General features: G+C 72.1%; 20 protein-coding genes. 12 read left to right on the plus strand and 8 right to left on the minus strand.

The genetic code is table 11. From position 1 onward, the window contains the following. Positions 1-45: 45 nt before the first annotated feature. The 6 genes from ACFVZH_RS29905 to ACFVZH_RS29930 all read right to left on the minus strand — a co-directional run bounded on the left by ACFVZH_RS29905 (position 46) and on the right by ACFVZH_RS29930 (position 4556). A complete protein-coding gene (locus ACFVZH_RS29905; RefSeq protein ID WP_384902105.1) occupies positions 46-891 on the minus strand; it encodes a sulfurtransferase in 846 nt (281 codons plus the stop codon). 167 nt (positions 892-1058) lie between these two features. Next, positions 1059-1139: a putative leader peptide gene (locus ACFVZH_RS29910; RefSeq protein WP_350497993.1), complete on the minus strand. Its 81-nt coding sequence runs from the start codon at positions 1137-1139 to the stop codon at positions 1059-1061. Positions 1140-1334: 195 nt separating this feature from the next. Continuing rightward, positions 1335-2024, minus strand: a complete 690-nt coding sequence (locus ACFVZH_RS29915) for a DUF2993 domain-containing protein (protein ID WP_384902107.1) — start codon at positions 2022-2024, stop codon at positions 1335-1337. 167 nt (positions 2025-2191) lie between these two features. After that, positions 2192-3487 (minus strand): hypothetical protein, encoded by a 1296-nt coding sequence (locus tag ACFVZH_RS29920; protein WP_384902109.1) that lies wholly within the window; start codon positions 3485-3487, stop codon positions 2192-2194. Next, positions 3423-3677: a MoaD/ThiS family protein gene (locus ACFVZH_RS29925; RefSeq protein WP_384902111.1), complete on the minus strand. Its 255-nt coding sequence runs from the start codon at positions 3675-3677 to the stop codon at positions 3423-3425. Before ACFVZH_RS29925 ends, ACFVZH_RS29920 begins: the two co-directional genes overlap by 65 nt. Positions 3678-3722: 45 nt before the next feature. Then, the gene (locus tag ACFVZH_RS29930; RefSeq protein ID WP_384902113.1) at positions 3723-4556 is read right to left on the minus strand and encodes an alpha/beta hydrolase; all 834 of its coding nucleotides are present in this window, start codon (positions 4554-4556) and stop codon (positions 3723-3725) included. 216 nt (positions 4557-4772) lie between these two features. Here ACFVZH_RS29930 and ACFVZH_RS29935 point away from each other — a divergent pair, with 216 nt between their 5' ends. From ACFVZH_RS29935 to ACFVZH_RS29955, 5 genes are all read left to right on the plus strand, one after another. Beyond that, a complete protein-coding gene (locus ACFVZH_RS29935; protein ID WP_384902115.1) occupies positions 4773-5600 on the plus strand; it encodes a response regulator transcription factor in 828 nt (275 codons plus the stop codon). Between the two features lie 24 nt (positions 5601-5624). Further along, on the plus strand, positions 5625-6650 hold the full coding sequence (locus ACFVZH_RS29940) for a LacI family DNA-binding transcriptional regulator (protein WP_384902117.1): 1026 nt from the start codon (positions 5625-5627) through the stop codon (positions 6648-6650). Positions 6651-6787: 137 nt separating this feature from the next. After that, the gene (locus ACFVZH_RS29945; RefSeq protein WP_384902119.1) at positions 6788-7861 is read left to right on the plus strand and encodes a S1C family serine protease; all 1074 of its coding nucleotides are present in this window, start codon (positions 6788-6790) and stop codon (positions 7859-7861) included. Positions 7862-7893: 32 nt separating this feature from the next. Then, the gene (locus tag ACFVZH_RS29950; protein ID WP_384902121.1) at positions 7894-8622 is read left to right on the plus strand and encodes a response regulator transcription factor; all 729 of its coding nucleotides are present in this window, start codon (positions 7894-7896) and stop codon (positions 8620-8622) included. Beyond that, entirely contained in the window at positions 8619-10073 is a 1455-nt protein-coding gene (locus tag ACFVZH_RS29955; RefSeq protein WP_384902123.1) for a sensor histidine kinase, read from the plus strand. The genes ACFVZH_RS29950 and ACFVZH_RS29955 overlap by 4 nt, the downstream gene beginning before the upstream one ends. Here ACFVZH_RS29955 and ACFVZH_RS29960 read toward each other — a convergent pair. Then, on the minus strand, positions 10038-10892 hold the full coding sequence (locus tag ACFVZH_RS29960) for a phosphatidylinositol-specific phospholipase C (protein ID WP_384902125.1): 855 nt from the start codon (positions 10890-10892) through the stop codon (positions 10038-10040). The two genes, ACFVZH_RS29955 and ACFVZH_RS29960, sit on opposite strands and share 36 nt — an antisense overlap. Before the next feature lie 131 nt (positions 10893-11023). Beyond that, positions 11024-12847, minus strand: a complete 1824-nt coding sequence (locus tag ACFVZH_RS29965) for a bifunctional metallophosphatase/5'-nucleotidase (RefSeq protein WP_384902128.1) — start codon at positions 12845-12847, stop codon at positions 11024-11026. Between the two features lie 151 nt (positions 12848-12998). On the opposite strand from ACFVZH_RS29965, the gene mshD reads away from it, so the two are divergent. The 7 genes from mshD (at position 12999) to ACFVZH_RS30000 (ending at position 20072) form a co-directional block, all read left to right on the plus strand. Continuing rightward, positions 12999-13925 (plus strand): mycothiol synthase, encoded by a 927-nt coding sequence (gene mshD, locus ACFVZH_RS29970; protein WP_384902130.1) that lies wholly within the window; start codon positions 12999-13001, stop codon positions 13923-13925. 88 nt (positions 13926-14013) lie between these two features. Next, positions 14014-14406: a GntR family transcriptional regulator gene (locus ACFVZH_RS29975; protein ID WP_384902133.1), complete on the plus strand. Its 393-nt coding sequence runs from the start codon at positions 14014-14016 to the stop codon at positions 14404-14406. Then, positions 14403-15242: an ABC transporter ATP-binding protein gene (locus ACFVZH_RS29980; RefSeq protein WP_384902135.1), complete on the plus strand. Its 840-nt coding sequence runs from the start codon at positions 14403-14405 to the stop codon at positions 15240-15242. Before ACFVZH_RS29975 ends, ACFVZH_RS29980 begins: the two co-directional genes overlap by 4 nt. Continuing rightward, positions 15239-16222, plus strand: coding sequence for an ABC transporter permease (locus ACFVZH_RS29985; protein WP_384902137.1), 984 nt, complete (start codon positions 15239-15241; stop codon positions 16220-16222). The genes ACFVZH_RS29980 and ACFVZH_RS29985 overlap by 4 nt, the downstream gene beginning before the upstream one ends. A 211-nt stretch (positions 16223-16433) precedes the next feature. Further along, entirely contained in the window at positions 16434-18677 is a 2244-nt protein-coding gene (locus ACFVZH_RS29990; protein ID WP_384902139.1) for an RNA degradosome polyphosphate kinase, read from the plus strand. Further along, a complete protein-coding gene (locus ACFVZH_RS29995) occupies positions 18664-19653 on the plus strand; it encodes a CHAD domain-containing protein (RefSeq protein WP_384902141.1) in 990 nt (329 codons plus the stop codon). The genes ACFVZH_RS29990 and ACFVZH_RS29995 overlap by 14 nt, the downstream gene beginning before the upstream one ends. Beyond that, complete coding sequence (locus tag ACFVZH_RS30000; protein ID WP_384902142.1) at positions 19650-20072, plus strand: NUDIX hydrolase; 423 nt, start codon at positions 19650-19652, stop codon at positions 20070-20072. The genes ACFVZH_RS29995 and ACFVZH_RS30000 overlap by 4 nt, the downstream gene beginning before the upstream one ends. Positions 20073-20204 lie beyond the last annotated feature (132 nt).

Consider the following 20204-nt stretch of genomic DNA (forward strand, 5'->3'; position numbering starts at 1 on the left):
TGTCCTTACGGTCGAGGGGTCCGGAGGGGAGGAGGGTCCGGGGTCTTACTTGTTGGCGCCGAGCTCGATCGGCACGCCGACGAGGGAGCCGTACTCGGTCCACGAGCCGTCGTAGTTCTTGACGTTCGTGACCTCGAGCAGCTCGTGCAGGACGAACCAGGTCAGCGCGGAGCGCTCACCGATGCGGCAGTAGGCGATGGTGTCCTTCGCCAGATCGACCTGCTCGGCCTCGTAGAGGGCCTTGAGCTCGTCGTCCGACTTGAAGGTGCCGTCGTCGTTGGCGTTCTTCGACCACGGGATGTTGCGGGCGCTCGGCACGTGGCCGGGGCGCTGCGACTGCTCCTGCGGGAGGTGCGCCGGGGCGAGCAGCTTGCCGGAGAACTCGTCGGGCGAGCGGACGTCGACCAGGTTCTGGGCGCCGATCGCGGCCACGACGTCGTCGCGGAAGGCGCGGATCGAGGAGTCCTGGGCCTTGGCCTTGTACTCGGTGGCCGGGCGGGCCGGGATCTCGGAGCCGTCGACCAGGTCGCGGGAGTCGAGCTCCCACTTCTTGCGGCCGCCGTCGAGGAGCTTGACGTCCTGGTGGCCGTAGAGCTTGAAGTACCAGTAGGCGTAGGAGGCGAACCAGTTGTTGTTGCCGCCGTAGAGGACGACCGTGGTGTCGTTGCCGATGCCCTTGGCCGAGAGGAGCTTCTCGAAGCCCTCCTGGTCGATGAAGTCGCGGCGGACCGGGTCCTGGAGGTCCTGCGTCCAGTCGATCCGGACGGCGTTGCGGATGTGGTTCTTCTCGTAGGCCGAGGTGTCCTCGTCGACCTCGACGAGAGCGACCTGCGGGTTGTCGAGGTTGGCCTCGACCCAGTCCGCGTCGACCAGTACGTCGCTGCGAGCCATGTTGTTCTCCTCCGGGGCAGTGTGCGGCGGTGTGGTGCGGGTGGTGCGGGGTGTGATGCGGTACGCGTCGTCGCGTGCGTACGGACAGCAGACGTGCGTACGGCTTGCACAGGGCGGCCCTGACCTCGGTGGGAGGGCCTGAGGAATACGGGAGTGGCGAGTCCCGCTCAGACGGAGCGACAGAGCATGGCGGCGACGCGGCACAGGTCCACTGCCCGCCGCTTCGTGAGATCCGCCTGTCGCTTCATGCCCTCGATCGTAGGGACGGACAGGCGGCCGTGTCACCGGCGTGTCGTATTTTGAGACGCGATCGTCCGAGATGCGAGACGTGATCACCGCGCGGAGGGGCTCCGGACGCCTCCGTACCCAGGTGTCCGCTTCTCCATCTGCGGATCGGACAGCGGTGTCTCAGTATGTGACCCGAGGGGTGCTCGGGAGGGCATTCAGCCCGCCAGGACGACGTCCTTGCCGGTCACGGTCACGGCCAGGCCGTCGGGGCGGGGCTCGACCTTCTCCACCCTCATGCCGGCGATCATGCCGATCGGGCGCTCGAAGTCGGTGCGCGCGCGGACCAGTTCCTCGACGCCCGGGATGCCTTCACCGGGCACCTCGTCGGCGCGGACGCGGATCGTGCCGCCGTCCACGACGGTCACCGTGGAGACGACCGTGCGGGTCAGGGTGCGGCCCAGGATCTTCACGCCGCCGGTCACCTTCACCTTGCCGTTGCCGCCGTAGGCGACGGTGGCGTCCTGGTCGGCCGCGGCGGCGGTGAGGTCCGCGTACGAGATGAGGGCGGTACCGGACGCCGAGCCCGCCTTCGCGCCCGCCCAGTCGCCGGTGACGGTCACGTCCCGCAGGACGGCGGTCAGTTCGCCGACCCGGATGCGCTTGGAGCCCGCCGTCGCCTGGACGCCGGTCGCCTTCACGTCGACCTCGTCGAACCGCTTGTCGGCGACCTGGGTGAGGAAGGGGAAGCCCTTGATGTCGATGTCGATCGACTCGCTGTCCGCGGCCGACAGCTTCACCCGGCTCGACGCCTCCGACTCGGCGTAGGCCACGGCCAGCCGGTCGATCCCCACGAGGACCCCGCCCAGCACCACGGCCAGGATCAACAGAATCCGCAGTGCTCGCATGGGATGTGGGTCCCCCCGGTAGGAAGTCCTCGGCTGGAAGGTCTTCGGATGGAAAGTCTTCGGGTCCGGAAAGCGGCGTGGAAAGTCCTCGGCCCCCCGACACGAAGATCGACGTGTCAGGGGGCCGGTTGGTTCCCGGGGCCGGGCGGGCCCGGCCGGGACCGGGCTCAGACCAGGGCGCGGCCGAGCAGGTAGACGGCGGGCGCGGCGGCCGCCAGCGGCAGCGCGACACCGGCGGTCATGTGGACGAACCGGGACGGGTAGTCGTAGCTCGCCACCCGCAGCCCGATGAGCGCGCAGACCCCGGCGCCGAGGCCGAGCAGCGCCCCGGAGGCGCCCAGGTCCGTGAAGCCGCCGGCCGCGACGCCGGCGCCCGCCGCCGCGAGCAGCGCGGCGACCAGGGAGACCGGGCCGGGCAGCGGGAGCGCCCGGGCGAGGACGGCGGCGGCGACCGCGACCCCGCCGACGACGACCGCGTCGGGGTCGGCGCCGAGGTGCCCGGTGGCGACGACGGTCAGCGCGGCGGACGCGATGGTGGCCATCAGGCCGTACATCCGCTCGTCCGGGTCGGCGTGGCTGCGGAGCTGGAGCACGAGGCAGAGCAGCACCCAGACGCCGAGCGTGCCCAGGATCGCGGCGGCCGCGTGCTCCCGGCCGGTGGCGAGGAGGGCGGCGTCGGCGACGAGCCCGCCCGCGAACGCGAGGGCGATGCCCTGGCGGGCCGGCCACATGCCGTTGAGCCGGAACCAGCCGGCGGCGGTCAGGCCCTGGAGCAGGACCAGCGGGACGAGCAGCCCGTACGAGCCGAGCGCGGCCCCGCCGGCGAGCAGCAGGCCGAGGACGGCGGTCAGGGCGGCCGGCTGCATGCCGGGCTCGATGACCGGCGACCGGCCTTCGGCGCGGGCCCGCTGGGCGTCGGTGATCCGGGTGTTCCCGGAGGTGGTGGGCGAGGAGTACCCGGGTCCCGCCGCGTCCGCCCCCGGGGCGGGCACGGAGACCGGCGCCGCGGCGGGCACCGGGGCCGGGTCCTGGAACAGGGCCGGGGCCGGGGCCTGGACAGGGGCCGGGTCCTGGAGCGGGGCCGCCGTCTGCTGCGGACCGGCGTAGTGGCCGCCCTGGTCGCCGTACGACGGGTACTGCTCGTACGCCTGCCGGTACGCCGGATCCTGCGCCCCGTAGGTCACCGGGGCCTGGGCCTGCGCGGCCTGGGCCTGGGCGGCCTGGGCCTGGGCGGCCTGCTCGGCCTGGACCTGCTCGTACGAGAGGGCCGGCTGGTACTGGGTGTCCCAGGTCTGGCCCTCCCACGTCTGCGTGACGTCGGGACCCTGCTGCTGCCCGTTCGCGTACGGGTCGTACTGCTGCCCGCCGTAGTACTGGTCGTTGCTCATGTCGTGGGGTTCACCCTCCTGCGAACGGGGGGAGCACCTCGACCGTGCCGCCCTCGGCAAGCCGTACCGTCTCATGGCTCCGGGTCCCGACGGGGTCGCCGTCGACCAGGAAGGAGCACCGCCGGAGGACCTGCGCCAGCTCGCCCGGGTGCTTCGCACGGACCGCGTCCAGCGCCTCCGCCAGATGCTCGGCCGTGTACGGCTCCTCGGCGACCCCGGCGGCGGCCTTGGCCGCGGCCCAGTAGCGGATGGTTCCCGCTGCCATAGCGGCGCTCCCTTCGTTCGTGTGCGCGCCGCCCCCCATCATGGGCTATGCGCGTGTGAGCCAGTCCCCGAGGCGGGCGAGCAGCTCCTCGCCCGCCGCGTTCTCGGCGTGGCCCATCCCCCGCTCCACCCAGAGCTCCGCGTCACCGGCGGCGGCCAGCGTGCGCGGATGGTCGAGCGGGAAGTACGCGTCCCGGTCGCCGTGCACGATCAGCAGCGGGGTCGGCGCGATCAGCGGCACCGCGGCCACCGGCGAGAGCGGCACGGGGTCCCAGGCGCGCCGCTCGATCCGGGTGCGGAGCCCGTAGCGGCCGACCAGCCGGCCCGCCGGCCGGGTGACGACCCAGTGGACGCGGCGCATCGGGGCCGTCCCCCGGTAGTACCAGCGGGCGGGTGCGGAGACCGAGGCGACCGCGTCGGCGCTCGCCTCCGTGCCCCGCTCCAGGGCCGCGTGGCGCAGGACGACGGACCCGCCCATGGAGAAGCCGACCGTCGCCACGCGCGCGTGGCCGAGCTCACGGGCCCAGCGGACGGCGGCGGACAGGTCGAGGACCTCGCGGTCGCCGACCGTGGAGCGGCCGCCGGAGCCGCCGTGCCCGCGGAAGGAGAAGGTCACGACGGACGCGCCGCGCTCCACGAGGACGCGGGCGGCGCGCCGGACGGCGGGCCGGTCGGCCGACCCCGTGAAGCCGTGGGCGACGACCACCGCCGTACCGGTGACGGCCGAATCGGTGACACTTGCTCCGGAGGGTTCGTAAACCGCCTCGATCCGGACACCGTCATCGGTACGCAGCATCGCGCGCCGGGGCATCCGGTGATGGACGGAAGTGAGCCAGGGAACATCCACGATGTGAAATCGGCCCTCTTCCTCGGAACTCATGTGGGCTATTCTGCTTGCCAGAGGATCCGGGCAACGCAGCCCCCGGGTCCTTTTGTGTTTTCCGACCGTTGTAACGGATGGATGAACAAAAGCTCTCAGGGTGCGAGAGCCGCACGTGAGCACACATAGACGTCCTCGCAGGGACCGAGGAGGAACCGACGTCATGGACGAGCGAACGACGCACGACCGACCGACGACCAGGGCAGGTGCGGCGCGATGAGTTCTCTGCTGCTCCTGACCAACGCCCTCCAGCCGTCGACCGAGGTGCTGCCCGCACTCGGCCTGCTGCTGCACAACGTCCGGGTCGCCCCGGCCGAGGGCCCCGCCCTCGTGGACACCCCCGGCGCGGACGTGATCCTCGTCGACGGGCGGCGCGACCTCCCGCAGGTCCGTTCGCTCTGCCAGCTGCTCCGCTCCACCGGGCCCGGCTGTCCGCTGATCCTCGTCGTCACGGAGGGCGGTCTCGCGGCCGTCACCGCCGACTGGGGCATCGACGACGTCCTCCTCGACACCGCGGGCCCCGCCGAGGTCGAGGCGCGCCTCCGGCTCGCGATGGGCCGCCAGCAGATCGTCTCCGACGACTCCCCGATGGAGATCCGCAACGGCGACCTGTCGGTCGACGAGGCGACGTACAGCGCGAAACTCAAGGGCCGGGTCCTGGACCTGACCTTCAAGGAGTTCGAGCTCCTCAAGTACCTGGCCCAGCACCCGGGCCGGGTCTTCACGCGCGCCCAGCTCCTCCAGGAGGTGTGGGGATACGACTACTTCGGCGGCACCCGGACGGTCGACGTCCACGTGCGGCGGCTGCGAGCCAAGCTCGGCCCGGAGCACGAGTCGCTGATCGGCACCGTCCGTAACGTCGGCTACCGCTTCGTCACCCCGGAGAAGGTGGAGCGGGCCGCCGAGGAGGCCCGCGCCAAGGAAGGGGCCCGTACGGCCGCCTCGGCCGCCTCGGCCGCCTCCGTCAAGGACGCCACGGCCGATGTCACCCTCTCGGGGGACAGGAACGTGGCGGATGCCACAGTGCGACCTGCCGGTAGGTAGGTCACCCCGCGTAGACTGCCGCGCGTGGCCAAGGTGACGAGGGATGACGTAGCTCGACTTGCGGGTACTTCGACCGCGGTCGTGAGTTACGTCATCAACAACGGACCCAGGCCGGTCGCCCCGGCCACGCGCGAGCGTGTCCTCGCCGCCATCAAGGAGCTGGGGTACCGCCCCGACCGGGTGGCCCAGGCGATGGCCTCGCGGCGCACCGATCTCATAGGCATGATCGTCCCGGACGCGCGCCAGCCGTTCTTCGCCGAGATGGCGCACGCGGTCGAGCAGGCCGCCGCCGAGCGCGGGAAGATGGTGCTGGTCGGCAACTCCGACTACCGGACCGAGCGCGAGGTCCACTACCTGCGCGCCTTCCTCGGGATGCGGGTCTCCGGTCTGATCCTGGTCAGCCAGGGCATGAGCGAGCAGGCCGCGAGCGAGATCGAGGCATGGGACGCCCGCGTGGTGCTGCTGCACGAGCGGCCCGAGGCGATCGACGACGTGGCCGTCGTCACCGACGACATCATCGGCGCCCAGGCCGCCACCCGGCACCTGCTGGATCACGGCTACCCCTACGTGGCCTGCATGGGCGGCATCCCGAACACCCCGGCCGTCGGCGACCCGGTCGCCGACCACGAGGAGGGCTGGCGGCGGGCCATGCTGGAGGCGGGCCACTCGGTCGAGGGCCGGCTCTTCCAGGCCCCGTACAACCGCTACGACGCGTACCAGGTGGCCCTCAAGCTGCTCGCGGGCCCGGACCGGCCGCCGGCCATCTTCTGCTCCACCGACGACCAGGCGTTCGGTGTGCTGCGGGCGGCGCGCGAGCTGCGCATCGAGGTGCCGTCCGAGCTGGCGGTCGCGGGCTTCGACGACGTGAAGGAGGCGGGGCTCACCGACCCGCCGCTGACCACGGTCGCCTCGGACCGGCCGGCCATGGCACGGGCCGCCGTCGACCTGGTCCTGGACGACTCGCTCCGGGTGGCGGGCTCGCGCCGCGAGCGCGTGACGGTCTTCCCGTCGTCGCTGGTCGTCCGCCGCTCCTGCGGCTGCGGCGGCTGAGCGCCCCACCCCTCGGGCGCCCCACCCCTCGGGCGCCCTCCTCCGGGAGGGCTCTTTATATCGGGCATACAGGGTTCTGTCGGGCTTCTCAGCCGCTCCTCAGACGGCTCTCATGAACAACTCCGAGAGTCATAGCCATGACGGACTTCCAGGAGCAGCAGCCACAGCAGCCCTACTACCCACCGAGGCCGCCGTACGACCCGGCTGAGCCGATCACCACCGAGCCGGGCACCACGGTCTGGCCGTCCGGCGGGCACGTGCCGCCCCCGGTGGGACCGCCCGTCACCGCGGCGCCCGCCGGCGCCCCCGCTCCCGGCCCCGGCGCGCGCCGCCGCGCCAAGCGCGGGGTCGGCCTCATGGCGGCCGTGGCCATCGCCGCCGCCGCGATCGGCGGCGGCACGGCGACGCTCGTCCAGCAGCTCACCTCCGACAACCCCGCCACCGCCTCCTCCGCGGTCAACGGCACCAACGTCTCCGCGAGCAGCACGGGCACGGTGGCCGGGGTCGCGGCGGCCGTCTCCCCCTCGATCGTCGAGATCTCGGCGGCCTCGAACGCGGGCAAGTCCACCGGCTCGGGCGTGATCATCACCTCCGACGGCGAGATCGTCACCAACAACCACGTGATCTCCGGCGCCTCCTCGATCAGCGTGCAGCTCAGCGACGGCAAGACCTACGAGGCCACGGTCGTCGGCACGGACCCCGACAAGGACCTCGCGCTGATCAAGCTGAACGGCGCGTCGGGCCTGAAGACGGCGAAGCTCGGCGACTCCTCCAAGGTGAGGGTCGGCGACGAGGTCGTGGCGATCGGCTCCCCCGAGGGCCTGACCGGGACCGTCACCAGCGGCATCGTCTCCGCCCTCGACCGGGACGTGACCGTCGCCAAGGACGAGGGCCAGGACCAGCAGCAGGAGCAGCAGTACGACCCGCGGCAGGGCTGGCCTTTCGAGTTCGGCGGGCAGCAGTTCAACGGCGACACCGGCTCGTCGAAGACGACGTACAAGGCGCTCCAGACCGACGCCTCGCTGAACCCGGGGAATTCCGGCGGCGCGCTGATCAATATGAACGGCGAGATCATCGGAATCAATTCGGCCATGTATTCGCCCAGTTCTTCGAGCGGTTCGACCGCCGGAAGTGTCGGCCTCGGATTCGCCATCCCGGTCGACACCGTCAAGGCCGACCTCGACAGCCTGCGCGCGGGCGGCGGCAGCTGAACGGCGAACGGACGACATGCGACGCTGAGGCCATGACGGGACAGCAGAACGAAGCCGAGCGCATCCTCATCGTCGACGACGAGCCCGCCGTCCGGGAGGCCCTGCGCCGCAGCCTCGCCTTCGAGGGGTACGGGACACAGGTCGCCGTCGACGGTCTCGACGCGCTCGGCCTGATGGAGCCGTACGCCCCCGACCTCGTCGTCCTCGACGTCCAGATGCCCCGCATGGACGGGCTGACCGCGGCCCGCCGCATCCGGGCCTCCGGCTCGACGGTGCCGATCCTCATGCTGACCGCCCGCGACACCGTCGGCGACCGGGTCACCGGACTCGACGCGGGCGCGGACGACTACCTGGTCAAGCCGTTCGAGCTGGACGAGCTGTTCGCCCGGATCCGGGCGCTGCTCCGGCGCAGCTCGTACGCCTCGGCCGCGTCGGCCGACCCGGCCGAGAACGACGTGCTGGCCTTCGAGGACCTGCGGATGGACCTGGCCACCCGCGAGGTGACCCGGGGCGGGCGGACCGTCGAGCTGACCCGCACCGAGTTCACGCTCCTGGAGATGTTCCTGGCGCACCCGCGGCAGGTGCTGACCCGGGAGCAGATCCTCAAGGCCGTGTGGGGCTTCGACTTCGAGCCCAGTTCGAACTCCCTGGACGTGTACGTGATGTATCTGCGGCGCAAGACCGAGGCCGGCGGCGAGCCGCGCCTCGTGCACACGGTGCGGGGCGTGGGCTACGCGCTGCGCGGAGGAGGCGGGGAGTGACCGGTCATCCGGCGAGGCGTCCGAGCGCGTTCCGCCCCCTGGCGTGGTTCCGCTCGCGGCCGCTGCGGTCGCGGCTCGCGCTGCTGACCGCGGTCGCGGTGGCGCTCGCGGTGGCGGCCGTGTCGCTGGCCTGCTGGTTCGTGACGCGGGCGCAGCTGGAGGCGGAGATGGACGCCTCGCTGCGCAGCACCCGGCTTGACCCGAACGGGGTGCAGAGCCTGCTCGTCCTGTGCCGTCAGGGCACGACGCCGCCGCCGGTCGCCGGGTCGTACACCGTGCAGGTCATCCTCGCCAACGGGAGCGTCTGCACCTCCGGCAAGGCCGCGATCCCCGCCGGGCCCGGCGACCTCGCGGTGGCGCGGGGGCAGCTCGAGTACGCCCTGCACACCGTCAAGGACGACGCCGGACGGGAGATGCGGGTCTACACCTACCCGCAGGAGGGCCCGATCGGGCTCGCCGTCTCCGTCGCCCGGCCGCTGGAGGAGATCGACAACTCGATGTCCACCCTGCGCTGGGTCCTGCTCCTGGTCTCCGGGATCGGGGTGGTCGGCGCGGGCGCGGCCGGTCTGTGGGTGGCGCGGACCGGTCTGGAGCCGGTGAACCGGCTCACCGGGGCGGTCGAGCACGTGGCCGCGACCGAGGACCTGACCGTCCGCATCCCGGTGGAGGGCGAGGACGAGATCGCCCGGCTCTCCCGCTCCTTCAACGCCATGACGGCCGCCCTCGCGACCTCCCGCGACCGGCAGGCGCAGCTGATCGCGGACGCGGGCCACGAGCTGCGGACTCCCCTGACCTCGCTCCGCACCAACGTCGAGCTGCTCGCGCGCAGCGAGGAGACCGGCCGGGCGATCCCGCCGGACGACCGGCGGGCCCTGATGGCCTCGGTGAAGGCCCAGATGACGGAGCTGGCCGCGCTGATCGGCGACCTCCAGGAGCTGGCCCGGCCCGACACGGTGCGGCCCGGCCCGCTGGAGGTCGTACCGCTGCACGGCATCCTCCGCTCGGCCCTGGACCGGGCGCGGCTGCGCGGCCCGGAGCTGACCTTCGTCACGGAGCTGGCGCCCTGGTACGTACGGGCGGAGCCGGCGGCGCTGGAACGCGCCCTGGTCAACGTCCTGGACAACGCGGTGAAGTTCTCGCCGCCGCGCGGCGAGGTCGAGGTGTCCCTGATGCGGGGCGAGCTCATGGTCCGCGACCACGGCCCCGGCATCTCCGCCGACGAACTCCCGCACGTCTTCGACCGCTTCTGGCGCTCCCCGTCGGCCCGCAGCCTCCCCGGTTCGGGCCTGGGCCTCTCGATCGTGGCGCGTACGGTCCAGCAGGCCGGCGGCACGGTGTCGCTCTCCCCGGCGGCGGGCGGCGGCACCGTGGCGCTGGTCCGGCTGCCGGGGGCCCCGACCCCGCCGCCCGAGCTGTCAGTTGTGCCGGAGGAGGGCCTCGACGAGACCTGACCGGGTGTTCGGGAAGTCCATCGGGACGATCCCGAGCCCGGTCCGGCCGGCCGTCTCGGCGCCGTCGAGGAATCCGTGGACGCGCGGGTTCAGCCGGTCGGCGTTCCAGCGGGGCGGGAGCAGCGCGGCGGTCGACACGTAGTTGACGTAGAGCCGGCCGGGCTGGGCGGCGGCCTTGCGGAAGTGGGCCTCGATCTTCGGGTACTTGGCGCCGGGTTCGGCCATGTAGTCGTCCTGGATGTCGAACAGCGCGCCGTCGCCGTAGCGGACGCCGGGCAGTCCGCCGTTGTCCGCGAGCAGGACGACCCGGCCGCGGGCCTCGCCCAGGAGCGGCAGTCCGGCGCCGATCCGGAACAGGGAGCGCCAGCCGCGCCCGTCCAGGTAGTCGTCGAACACGCTCCGGAAGACGGCGTCGGACTCCTCCGAGTACTCCTGCTTGACCCGCATGAGGACGGTCTCGGAGGGGTGCGCGGCGAGGAAGGCCCGGCAGGCGACGAGGACGTCCCCGAACATCATGTTCTGGTACGAGGCTCCGTGGTGGATCGCGAAGGATCCGCCCGTCACACGGCAGCGGATGTCCAGGAACCGGATGCCGCTGTCCAGTTGCTGGGCGACGGTGCTGTTCTGGCATTCGGTCCAGGGGCCGCCGTAGCGGGCGCCGGAGTCGTGCGTCCCGGGGATGGTCAGCCGCTGCAGGGCCGTCCCGTCCCCGTGTCCGCCCATCCACGCGCGCGTGTCCACGGCCGCGGCCGGGGCCGCGCCGACCAGAAGCGCGGCGCCCGCGCCTGCCGCCCCCGCGAGAAATCGTCGTCGGTCCATGAGACCGCACTATGACAGGTACGCATCAGCAATCCCAGGGTGCGATCACGCCGGAATCGGCGGCCGGGCACGGACAAGGGGCGGCGGTCCGCCGAAGCGGTCCGCCGCCCCTCAGGGCCGATCCGGTGCTACTACTTCACGACCGTGATCCGGTCCGCGGCCGGCACCGGCAGCGGAGCGGCGGCCGTGGAGTTGGCGGCCAGGTAGGCGTTGAAGAGATCGAGGTCCGAGGCGCCGACCAGCTTGTTGGTGCCGGTGGCCAGGGCCGCGAAGCCGTCGCCGCCGCCCGCGAGGAACTCGTTCATCGCGACGCGGTAGGTCTTCGACGGGTCGATCGGCTCGCCGTTCAGCCTGACCGTGCCGTCGACGACGCGGTCCGCGCCCGTCTTGGTCATGTCGAGCGTGTAGGTCAGGCCCTTCGAGATCTGGAGGATCTTGACCGAGTTCAGGTTCGAGCCGCTGACCTGCTGCTTCAGCGCGGTGATCAGGTTCGCGCCCGTCAGGTCGACCACGTTCATCATGTTGGTGAAGGGCTGCACGGTGAAGGACTCGCCGTACGTCACGACGCCGTTGCCCTCGCTGCCGGAGGCCGCGTAGACCAGGTCGGCGCGGATACCGCCCGGGTTCATCAGGGCCAGCTGGGCGCCGCCCTTGTCCGCCGGGGCCAGGCCCTCCAGCTGCGCGTCGGCGATCAGGTCGCCGAGCGGCTTCTCGAACGCCGAGGAACCGCGGCCGTTGATGTCGGCGGCGATGAAGCCCTGCGGACGGTTCGCGATCGGGGCGGCCAGCGTGCGCCAGTCCTCGATCAGCTTCGTGACGTCCGCGGCCTTCGGCACGTCACGCGTGACGACGTGGTTGGCCGAGGCCACCGCCGTGCGCACGATGTCCTTGGTGGCGCGGTCGTACGTCAGCGTCGTGTCCGTGTACAGCTTGCCGAACGAGGACGCCGAGGTGACCAGACGCGGCTTGCCCGCCGGGTCCGGGATGGAGCACACGTACGCCTGGTGCGTGTGACCGGTGACCAGCGCGTCGACCTGCGGCGAGACGTTCTTGGCGATGTCGACGATCGCGCCCGAGACGCCCTCGCCGTCACCGTCGCCGTCACCGTCGCAGTTGTAGTTGTACGAGGCCGAGGCCGGCATGCCGCCCTCGTGGACCAGGGCGACGATGGACTTGACGCCCTTGCGCTCCAGGACCTTCGTGTACTTGTTGATCGTCTCGACCTCGTCGCCGAACTTCAGGCCCTTGACGCCCTCGGCCGTGACGACGTTCGGGGTGCCCTCCAGGGTCACGCCGATGAAGCCGATCCTGACGCCGTTCTTCTCCCAGATGAAGTACGGGTCGAGCAGCGGCTTGCCGGTCTTCTCCTTCGTCACGTTCGCCGCGAGGTACGGGAAGTCGGCGCCCTTGAACGTCTTGCCCTCGACGTAGCAGCCGGCGGTCGGGTGACAGCCGCCGTTCTGCATGCGGGCCAGCTCGACGGCACCCTCGTCGAACTCGTGGTTGCCCACCGAGGTGACGTCCAGGTCCAGCTTGTTGAGCGCCCCGACGGTCGGCTCGTCGTGGAAGAGACCGGACAGCAGCGGCGAGGCGCCGATCAGGTCGCCGGCCGCGGCCGTGATGGAGTAACGGTTCCCCTCACGCGCCTGACGCAGGTGCGTGGCCAGGTACTCGACGCCACCGGCGTCGATCTTCTCGGTGGTGCCGTCCTCCTTGGTCCGGGTGACCTGCCCGGACGAGCCGGCCGGCGGCTCCAGGTTGCCGTGGAGGTCGTTGAAGGACAGCAGCTGGACGTCGACCATCCGGCCCCAGCCCTTGCCGTGCCCGGCGGCGAACGAGTCACCGCTGGCCCCGGCCGACGGCATCGTGGCGACCAGCGCGCCGACCGTCGCGAGACCGGCCCCGGCGGCCAGAATCCGCCGTGCCGTCTTGTTCTTCCTCGGTGTCGCTGCCATCTCTCCCCTAGTCCCCTTGCCCCGATTCGCGGCGTTGATCTACTCCCCGTTGCGCGTGCAGCCTAGAGTCAACGCGCGTAGCGCAACAGGGGGTAGTTGGTTACAAGACAGTTGCCACTGGCCGACCAAGCATCGCCGTAGGCTCGTGTCCATGACTTCCGACACGGCGCCGGCCCTCGAACCGGGACGGCAGATCCACACGTATGACGAGCTCACGCCCGAGCAGATCCAGGACGTACTGGAGCTGCTGGAGGCCGCCGACCACGCCGACGGCATGCACGCCGTGTCCGAACAGGGGCGGCTGTACCTGCGGCACGGCAAGCGGGAGGGAGTGCGGCACTTCCTGCTCACGGTCGGCTCGCATCTCTACGGGTACGCGCAGCTGGAGGAGACCGACCCGATCGAGGCGCCGGCGGCGGAGCTGGTCGTGCATCCGTCCTACCGGGGGCGCGGCCACGGCAGGGCCCTCGGCACCGCGCTGCTGGCGGCGTCCGGCAAGCGGCTGCGCGTCTGGGCGCACGGCGGCAAGTCGGCGGCCCGGCACCTCGCCCAGGTCCTCGGCCTGACGCTCTTCCGCGAACTGCGGCAGCTGCGGCGCCCGCTGGTGCCGCTCGACATCGCGGAGCCGGTGCTGCCGGAGGGCGTCACCGTACGGACGTTCACGCCCGGCCGGGACGACACGGCATGGCTGGCCGTCAACGCCGCCGCGTTCGCGCACCACCCCGAGCAGGGCTCGCTCACCCAGCGGGACCTGGACGACCGGACGGCCGAGCCGTGGTTCGACCCGAAGGGCTTCTTCCTCGCGGAGAAGGACGGGCGGCTGATCGGCTTCCACTGGACGAAGACGCACGCCGAGGAGCAGCTCGGCGAGGTGTACGTCGTCGGCATCCTGCCGGAGGCCCAGGGCGGCGGCCTCGGCAAGGCGCTCACCGCGATCGGCCTGCGGCACCTCGCGGCGCAGGGGCTGCCGACGGCGATGCTGTACGTCGACGCGGACAACACGGCGGCGGTGACGGTGTACGAACGCCTCGGCTTCGCCACGCACGAGGTCGACCTGATGTACCGCACGGAGTCGTAAGACCCGTTGCCCAGGGGGCGGTTGACACCGCCCCCTTCTTTGCACCACCCTTTCACTACTTGATTAGTGAAAGGGTGGTGGAAGGATCGTGGTCGAGTACCGCATCGACCGGCGCAGCGGCGTCGCCACCTACCTCCAGATCGTCCAGCAGACGAAACAGGCCCTCCGGATGGGCCTCCTGGAACCAGGCGACCGACTGCCCACCGCACGCGAGGTCGTCGAAGCGACGGCCATCAACCCCAACACCGTCCTCAAGGCATACCGCGAGCTCGAACGCGAAGGACTCGTCGAAGCCCGCCGCGGCCTCGGCACCTTCGTCCGCGCCACCCTCGGCACCGCCGCCCCCGCCGACTCGCCCCTCAGGGCCGAGCTGACGGACTGGGCCCGCCGGGCGAGGGCCGCCGGACTCGAACGCGAGGACGTGGCCGCGCTCTTCACATCCGTACTGAAGGACCACTTCGAGGGGGAAGACCACCGATGACGAAGGACATCGCCCTGGAGGCAGAACTCCTGGGCAAGCGCTACGGGGGAAGAGGCCGCGGCTGGGCCCTGCGGGAGTGCGACCTCACACTCCCCGCCGGCCGGATCTGCGCCCTCGTCGGCCCCAACGGCGCAGGCAAGTCCACCCTCCTCGCCCTCGCGGCCGGCCTCCTGCGCCCCACCGAGGGCACCATCAAGGCCCCCGCACGCGAGCACGTGGCGTACGTCGCCCAGGACAAGCCCCTCCACCCCCGGCTCACCGTCGCCGACACCCTGCGCATGGGCCGCGAGCTCAACCCCGGCCGCTGGGACGAGGCCGCCGCCGGCCGGGTGATCGCCGGCGCGCTCGACCCGCACGCTCTCGTCCGCGACCTCTCCGGAGGCCAGCGCACCCGCGTCGCCCTCGCGCTCGCCCTCGGCAAACGGGCCGAACTGCTGCTCCTCGACGAGCCGATGGCCGACCTCGACCCGCTCGCCCGCCACCAGCTCATGGGCCTGCTCATGGCCGACGCCGCCGAACACGGCACCACCGTCGTCATGTCCTCGCACATCCTCACCGAGCTGGAGGGCGCCTGCGACCACCTCCTCCTGCTCCACGACGGCCGGATCCGCCTCGAAGGACCCGTCGACGACCTGCTCGCCGCCCACACCCTGCTCAGGGGCCCGGTCGCCGACCTCGCCCCGCACACGGTCGTGGAGTCCCGCACGACGGGCCGTCAGCTCACCGCCCTCGTCCGCCGCCAAGGCCCCGTCGAAGGCCCCTGGGAGACCTCGCAGCCCTCCCTCGAAGACCTCCTCCTCGCCCACCTCCGCACCCCCGAAGGAGCCCCGGCATGAGCGGCCTCGCACTGAAGGGCCCCTACTGGGTGACGGTCCGCCAGTACCGGCGGACCCTGTGGTTCGCGGGCGCGGCGGTGGCCGTGTCCCTCGCGGTCATCGGCGGACTGCGCGTCTGGGACGCCCAGACCCCCGACGTCCGCGTGGAGAACGGCTACCAGGTCCCCGCCGACGAGAACCGCGGCTACGAGATGCTGCGCCTGGCCACGGAGTACGGGGGCATGTACCTGCTCCTCGTACCGCTCCTCGTCGGCGCCTTCGTCGCGGGCCCGCTCGTCGCCCGCGAATTCGAGTCGGGGACGTACAAGCTCTCCCTCACCCAGTCGGTGAGCCCGGCGTCCTGGCTCCGCGCCAAGCTCGTCTCCGCGACCGCCGCCGCCTTCCTCACCCTGCTCGCCCTCATCGGCGTCTTCCGGATCGGCTGGGGCCGCGTCTCCGGCAGCTACTACCTCACCTGGGCCGACCGCGGCCCGTACGAGGCCACCGGCATCGTCCTCTTCGCGTACGTCCTCGCGGCCGTCGCCGTCGGCGCCCTCGTCGGCCAGCTGATCCGCCGCACCCTCGTCGCCATGGCGGCCACGGGCCTGGTCATGGGCATGGTCCTGCTGGCCATGGGCGCCTTCCGCTGGTCCATCCTCTCGGTGAAGACGGTCACCGGCGCGGCCGGCCCCACGCTCTGGACGCCGGGGAACAGCCTGGTGACGGACTCGGGGCTGCTCACCGCGTCCGGCGCCCGCTTCGACGAGTTCATCTGCTGGCAGGAGGCCGCGCGGACCCCGGGCGTGGACGCGACCGAGGGCATGTGGGGCAAGATCGAGGCCCAGTGCCAGGCCCGGCACGGGGTGACCGCCCAGTACGTGGACTTCCACCCCGAATCCCACTTCTGGCCCACCCAGCTCATCGAAACCGGCATCGTCCTCGCCCTCGCCGCGCTCGCCGCCTACGCCGCCTTCCGCGTCCTGCGGGCCCGGCACGCCTGACGGACACGCGTAGACGCCCAGGGGGCGGGGTCCCGGCAAGGGCCCCGCCCCCGATTCCCGAACGACATGTCGTCGTTACCGGCCATTCAGACGCGCTTGCGACGCTCACGCAATGAAGCGCTCCGTGTCCAGCCTCCCCAAAGGGAGACTTCCCGCACCCACGGCCCGCTCCGACGCGCCCGACCACCCCTTCGCGCGGAAGAATGGGGCCATGAGCAAGCAGCCTGCCGAGGTCCCGGTCCAGTCCTCCGCCAAGCCGTCCGCCCAGCCGTCGCCCGGCTCCATAGCCGCGCACCGCCCGCACGTCGTGAACGCGAACGGCAGCGCGGAACCGGCGCACGACCTGGACGCCGATCCCGACACCTTCGAGGACGACGGCCCGCTCGGCGACGCGCTGCCGCAGGGACGGTTCCTCGACCGGGAACGCAGCTGGCTCGCGTTCAACGAACGGGTGCTCGAACTCGCCGAGGACCCCACGACACCCCTCCTCGAACGGGCGAACTTCCTGGCGATCTTCGCCTCGAACCTGGACGAGTTCTTCATGGTCCGGGTCGCCGGCCTCAAGCGCCGCATCGCCACCGGTGTGGCCACCCGTTCGGCCTCCGGCCTCCAGCCCCGCGAGGTCCTCGACCTGATCTGGACGCGTTCACGCGAGCTCATGGCCCGGCACGCCGCCTGCTACCAGCAGGACGTGGCCCCGGCCCTGGCCGACGAGGGCATCCACCTGATCCGCTGGCCGGAGCTCACCGAGAAGGAACAGGCACGGCTCTTCACCCTGTTCCGCCAGCAGATCTTCCCGGTGCTGACCCCGCTGGCCGTGGACCCGGCACACCCCTTCCCCTACATCTCCGGCCTGAGCCTCAACCTCGCCGTCGTCGTCCGCAACCCCGTCAGCGGCCACCGCCACTTCGCGCGCGTGAAGGTGCCGCCACTGCTCTCCCGCTTCCTGGAGGCATCCCCCCAGCGGTACGTGCCGCTGGAGGATGTGATCGCGGCACACCTGGAGGAGCTCTTCCCCGGCATGGAGGTGCTCGCGCACCACATGTTCCGGGTGACGCGGAACGAGGACCTGGAAGTCGAGGAGGACGACGCGGAGAACCTGCTCCAGGCCCTGGAGAAGGAACTCATGCGGCGCCGCTTCGGACCGCCGGTGCGCCTGGAGGTCGAGGAGTCCATCGACCCGTACGTCCTGGACCTGCTCGTCCGCGAACTGAAGATCTCCGACGCGGAGGTCTACCCGCTGCCCGGCCCGCTGGACCTGACCGGACTCTTCGGGATCGCCGGACAGGACCGGCCCGAGCTGAAGTACCCGAAGTTCGTCGCGGGCACCCACCGCGACCTCGCCGAGGTCGAGTCCGCGTCCGCACCGGACATCTTCGCCGCGCTGCGCGAGCGGGACGTGCTCCTGCACCACCCGTACGACTCGTTCTCGACGTCCGTACAGGCATTCCTGGAACAGGCCGCCGCCGACCCGGACGTCCTCGCGATCAAGCAGACGCTGTACCGCACCTCCGGCGACTCCCCGATAGTGGACGCCCTCATCGACGCCGCCGAATCCGGCAAGCAGGTCCTCGTCCTCGTCGAGATCAAGGCCCGCTTCGACGAACAGGCCAACATCAAGTGGGCGCGCAAGCTGGAAGAAGCCGGCTGCCACGTCGTCTACGGCCTCGTCGGCCTCAAGACCCACTGCAAGCTGTCGCTCGTCGTACGCCAGGAGGGCGAGACCCTCCGCCGCTACTCGCACGTCGGCACCGGCAACTACCACCCGAAGACCGCCCGGCTCTACGAGGACCTCGGCCTGCTCACCGCCGACCCGCAGGTCGGCGCCGACCTCTCCGACCTGTTCAACCGGCTCTCCGGCTACTCCCGCCGCGAGACGTACCGGCGCCTGCTGACCGCACCCAAGTCGCTGCGGGACGGCCTGGTCTCCCGGATCACCAAGGAGATCGCCCACCACCGCGCCGGCCGGCCCGCGTACGTACGGATCAAGGTCAACTCGTTGGTCGACGAGGCCGTCATCGACGCCTGCTACCAGGCATCCCGGGCGGGAGTCCCCGTCGACATCTGGGTCCGCGGCATCTGCGCCGTACGGCCCGGGGTCGCCGGCCTCTCCGACAACATCCGGGTCCGCTCGATCCTCGGCCGCTTCCTGGAACACTCCCGGGTCTTCGCCTTCGGCAACGGCGGCGAACCCGAGGTCTGGTTCGGCAGCGCCGACATGATGCACCGCAACCTGGACCGCCGGATCGAAGCCCTCGTACGGGTCTCCGACCCGGCCCACCGGGCCGCCCTCACCCGGCTCCTGGAGACCGGGATGTCCGACACCACCTCCTCCTGGCACCTCGGCCCCGACGGGAACTGGACGCGGCACGCGACCGACCCCGAAGGCCGCCCGCTGCGGCACGTCCAGGAGATGCTCATCGACGCGCGGAGGCGCCGGCGTGCACAACCCTGACCACTCGCGGGACGTCACAGCGGGCGAGGTCCTCGCTCCCTACCTGCACGCCCGGGCCGCGGACTTCCTCCGCGGCCTGCGCCTGCACGGCGAGAGCGGCTCGGACACGGCCGGAGCGGAGGAGGCCGCCCGCACCCTGCGCAGCGCGGCCCGCCGGATCAGCGGCACCCTCCACACCTTCCGGCCCCTCCTCGACACCGCCTGGGCCGACCAGCTGCGCACCGAACTCGCCTGGCTCTCCGGGACCCTGGCCCTCGAACACTCCTGCACCTCCCGGCTCGTCCGACTGGTGGACGCCCTGTCCCGCCTGTCGAGCGCCGGCAGCGGGGGCCCCGTCCCCGCCGCCCGCGGCAGCGAGACGGCCGGACTCACCATGGGCGCCGCCCGCGCCGGCGCCCTCCTCGAACGGCAGCTGACCCTGGCCCGCACCCGCGCCCACTCGGCCGCCCTCCAGGCCCTCGGCTCCGCCCGCTTCCACGCCGTCGCCGACGCCGTCGCCCTCCTCGCCTCCGACGTGCCGCTCGGCCCCGTCGGCTCCGCCCCCGCCGTCGAAGTCCTCGACGGCCCCGCCGAGGTCGCCGAGCAGCGCCTCCAGGACGCGGTGGCCGCACTGCCCCTCACCCGGGCCGCCCACCCGTACAACGCCGAGGCCCTCGGTCTCGGCGCCGGCGAGACCCAGGACGCGCCCTGGCACCAGACCCGGCTCCTCCTGCGCCTCCACCGCTACGCCTCCGAGGCCCTGCACACCGGCGGTGAACCCGGCTCCGTCCTGTACGAGGCCGCCCGCGCCCTCGACCGGCACCGCGACGCCGCCGAAGCCGCCACCGCCGCCGCCACCGCGGCCCGCACCCCCCGCATCGCCCCCGCCACCGCGTACGCGCTCGGCGTCCTCCACGCCGACCAGCGCCACGACGTCGAAGCCGCCCGCTTCGCCTTCCAACGCGCCTGGCACACCACGACAGCCCCGGTCCCATGACCCAGCCCCCGCCCCCGCCCCCGCCCCCGATCCTCGCCGCCGGCTGCGTCCTGTGGCGCCCGGCACCCTCCGGCCACGGCATCGAGATCGCCCTCGTCCACCGGCCGAAATGGGACGACTGGTCGCACCCCAAGGGCAAGCGCAAACACGGCGAGTCGGCGGAGGCGTGCGCGCTGCGCGAGGTCCTCGAGGAGACGGGCCGCCACTGCGAGCTCGGCGCCCGTCTCCCCACCGCCCACTACACCGTCGACGGGCGCCCCAAGGAGGTCGCCTACTGGTCCGCGCGCGCCCTCTCCGGCACCTTCACCCCCAGCGCCGAGGTCGACGCCCTCCTCTGGCTCCCTCCCTCCGCCGCCCGCCCCCGCCTCACCCACCCCCGAGACCGCGCCCTCCTCGACACCGCCACCCCCAGCCCCTAGCCCCACCACGGGCCCCCACCACTGCGGGCCCCGCCTCCTTACGTTGTGGGCAACTGTTCCGCTGGGGCGGAACGGGTGGGCACAACCCCACGACGGCGCCGCACCCGGGGCACAGGCCCAGGCACCGAATAC

It is taken from the genome of Streptomyces sp. NPDC059534 (assembly GCF_042743475.1).
In the GTDB taxonomy this organism is placed as follows: domain Bacteria; phylum Actinomycetota; class Actinomycetes; order Streptomycetales; family Streptomycetaceae; genus Streptomyces.

Coding starts and splice junctions, on each gene's coding strand:
- ACFVZH_RS29905 (WP_384902105.1), bottom strand. CDS start 891: ATGGCTCGCAGCGACGTACTGGTCGACGCGGACTGGGTCGAGGCCAAC.
- ACFVZH_RS29910 (WP_350497993.1), bottom strand. CDS start 1,139: ATGAAGCGACAGGCGGATCTCACGAAGCGGCGGGCAGTGGACCTGTGC.
- ACFVZH_RS29915 (WP_384902107.1), bottom strand. CDS start 2,024: ATGCGAGCACTGCGGATTCTGTTGATCCTGGCCGTGGTGCTGGGCGGG.
- ACFVZH_RS29920 (WP_384902109.1), bottom strand. CDS start 3,487: ATGAGACGGTACGGCTTGCCGAGGGCGGCACGGTCGAGGTGCTCCCCC.
- ACFVZH_RS29925 (WP_384902111.1), bottom strand. CDS start 3,677: ATGGCAGCGGGAACCATCCGCTACTGGGCCGCGGCCAAGGCCGCCGCC.
- ACFVZH_RS29930 (WP_384902113.1), bottom strand. CDS start 4,556: ATGAGTTCCGAGGAAGAGGGCCGATTTCACATCGTGGATGTTCCCTGG.
- ACFVZH_RS29935 (WP_384902115.1), top strand. CDS start 4,773: ATGAGTTCTCTGCTGCTCCTGACCAACGCCCTCCAGCCGTCGACCGAG.
- ACFVZH_RS29945 (WP_384902119.1), top strand. CDS start 6,788: ATGACGGACTTCCAGGAGCAGCAGCCACAGCAGCCCTACTACCCACCG.
- ACFVZH_RS29950 (WP_384902121.1), top strand. CDS start 7,894: ATGACGGGACAGCAGAACGAAGCCGAGCGCATCCTCATCGTCGACGAC.
- ACFVZH_RS29960 (WP_384902125.1), bottom strand. CDS start 10,892: ATGGACCGACGACGATTTCTCGCGGGGGCGGCAGGCGCGGGCGCCGCG.
- ACFVZH_RS29965 (WP_384902128.1), bottom strand. CDS start 12,847: ATGGCAGCGACACCGAGGAAGAACAAGACGGCACGGCGGATTCTGGCC.
- mshD (WP_384902130.1), top strand. CDS start 12,999: ATGACTTCCGACACGGCGCCGGCCCTCGAACCGGGACGGCAGATCCAC.
- ACFVZH_RS29980 (WP_384902135.1), top strand. CDS start 14,403: ATGACGAAGGACATCGCCCTGGAGGCAGAACTCCTGGGCAAGCGCTAC.
- ACFVZH_RS29985 (WP_384902137.1), top strand. CDS start 15,239: ATGAGCGGCCTCGCACTGAAGGGCCCCTACTGGGTGACGGTCCGCCAG.
- ACFVZH_RS29990 (WP_384902139.1), top strand. CDS start 16,434: ATGAGCAAGCAGCCTGCCGAGGTCCCGGTCCAGTCCTCCGCCAAGCCG.
- ACFVZH_RS30000 (WP_384902142.1), top strand. CDS start 19,650: ATGACCCAGCCCCCGCCCCCGCCCCCGCCCCCGATCCTCGCCGCCGGC.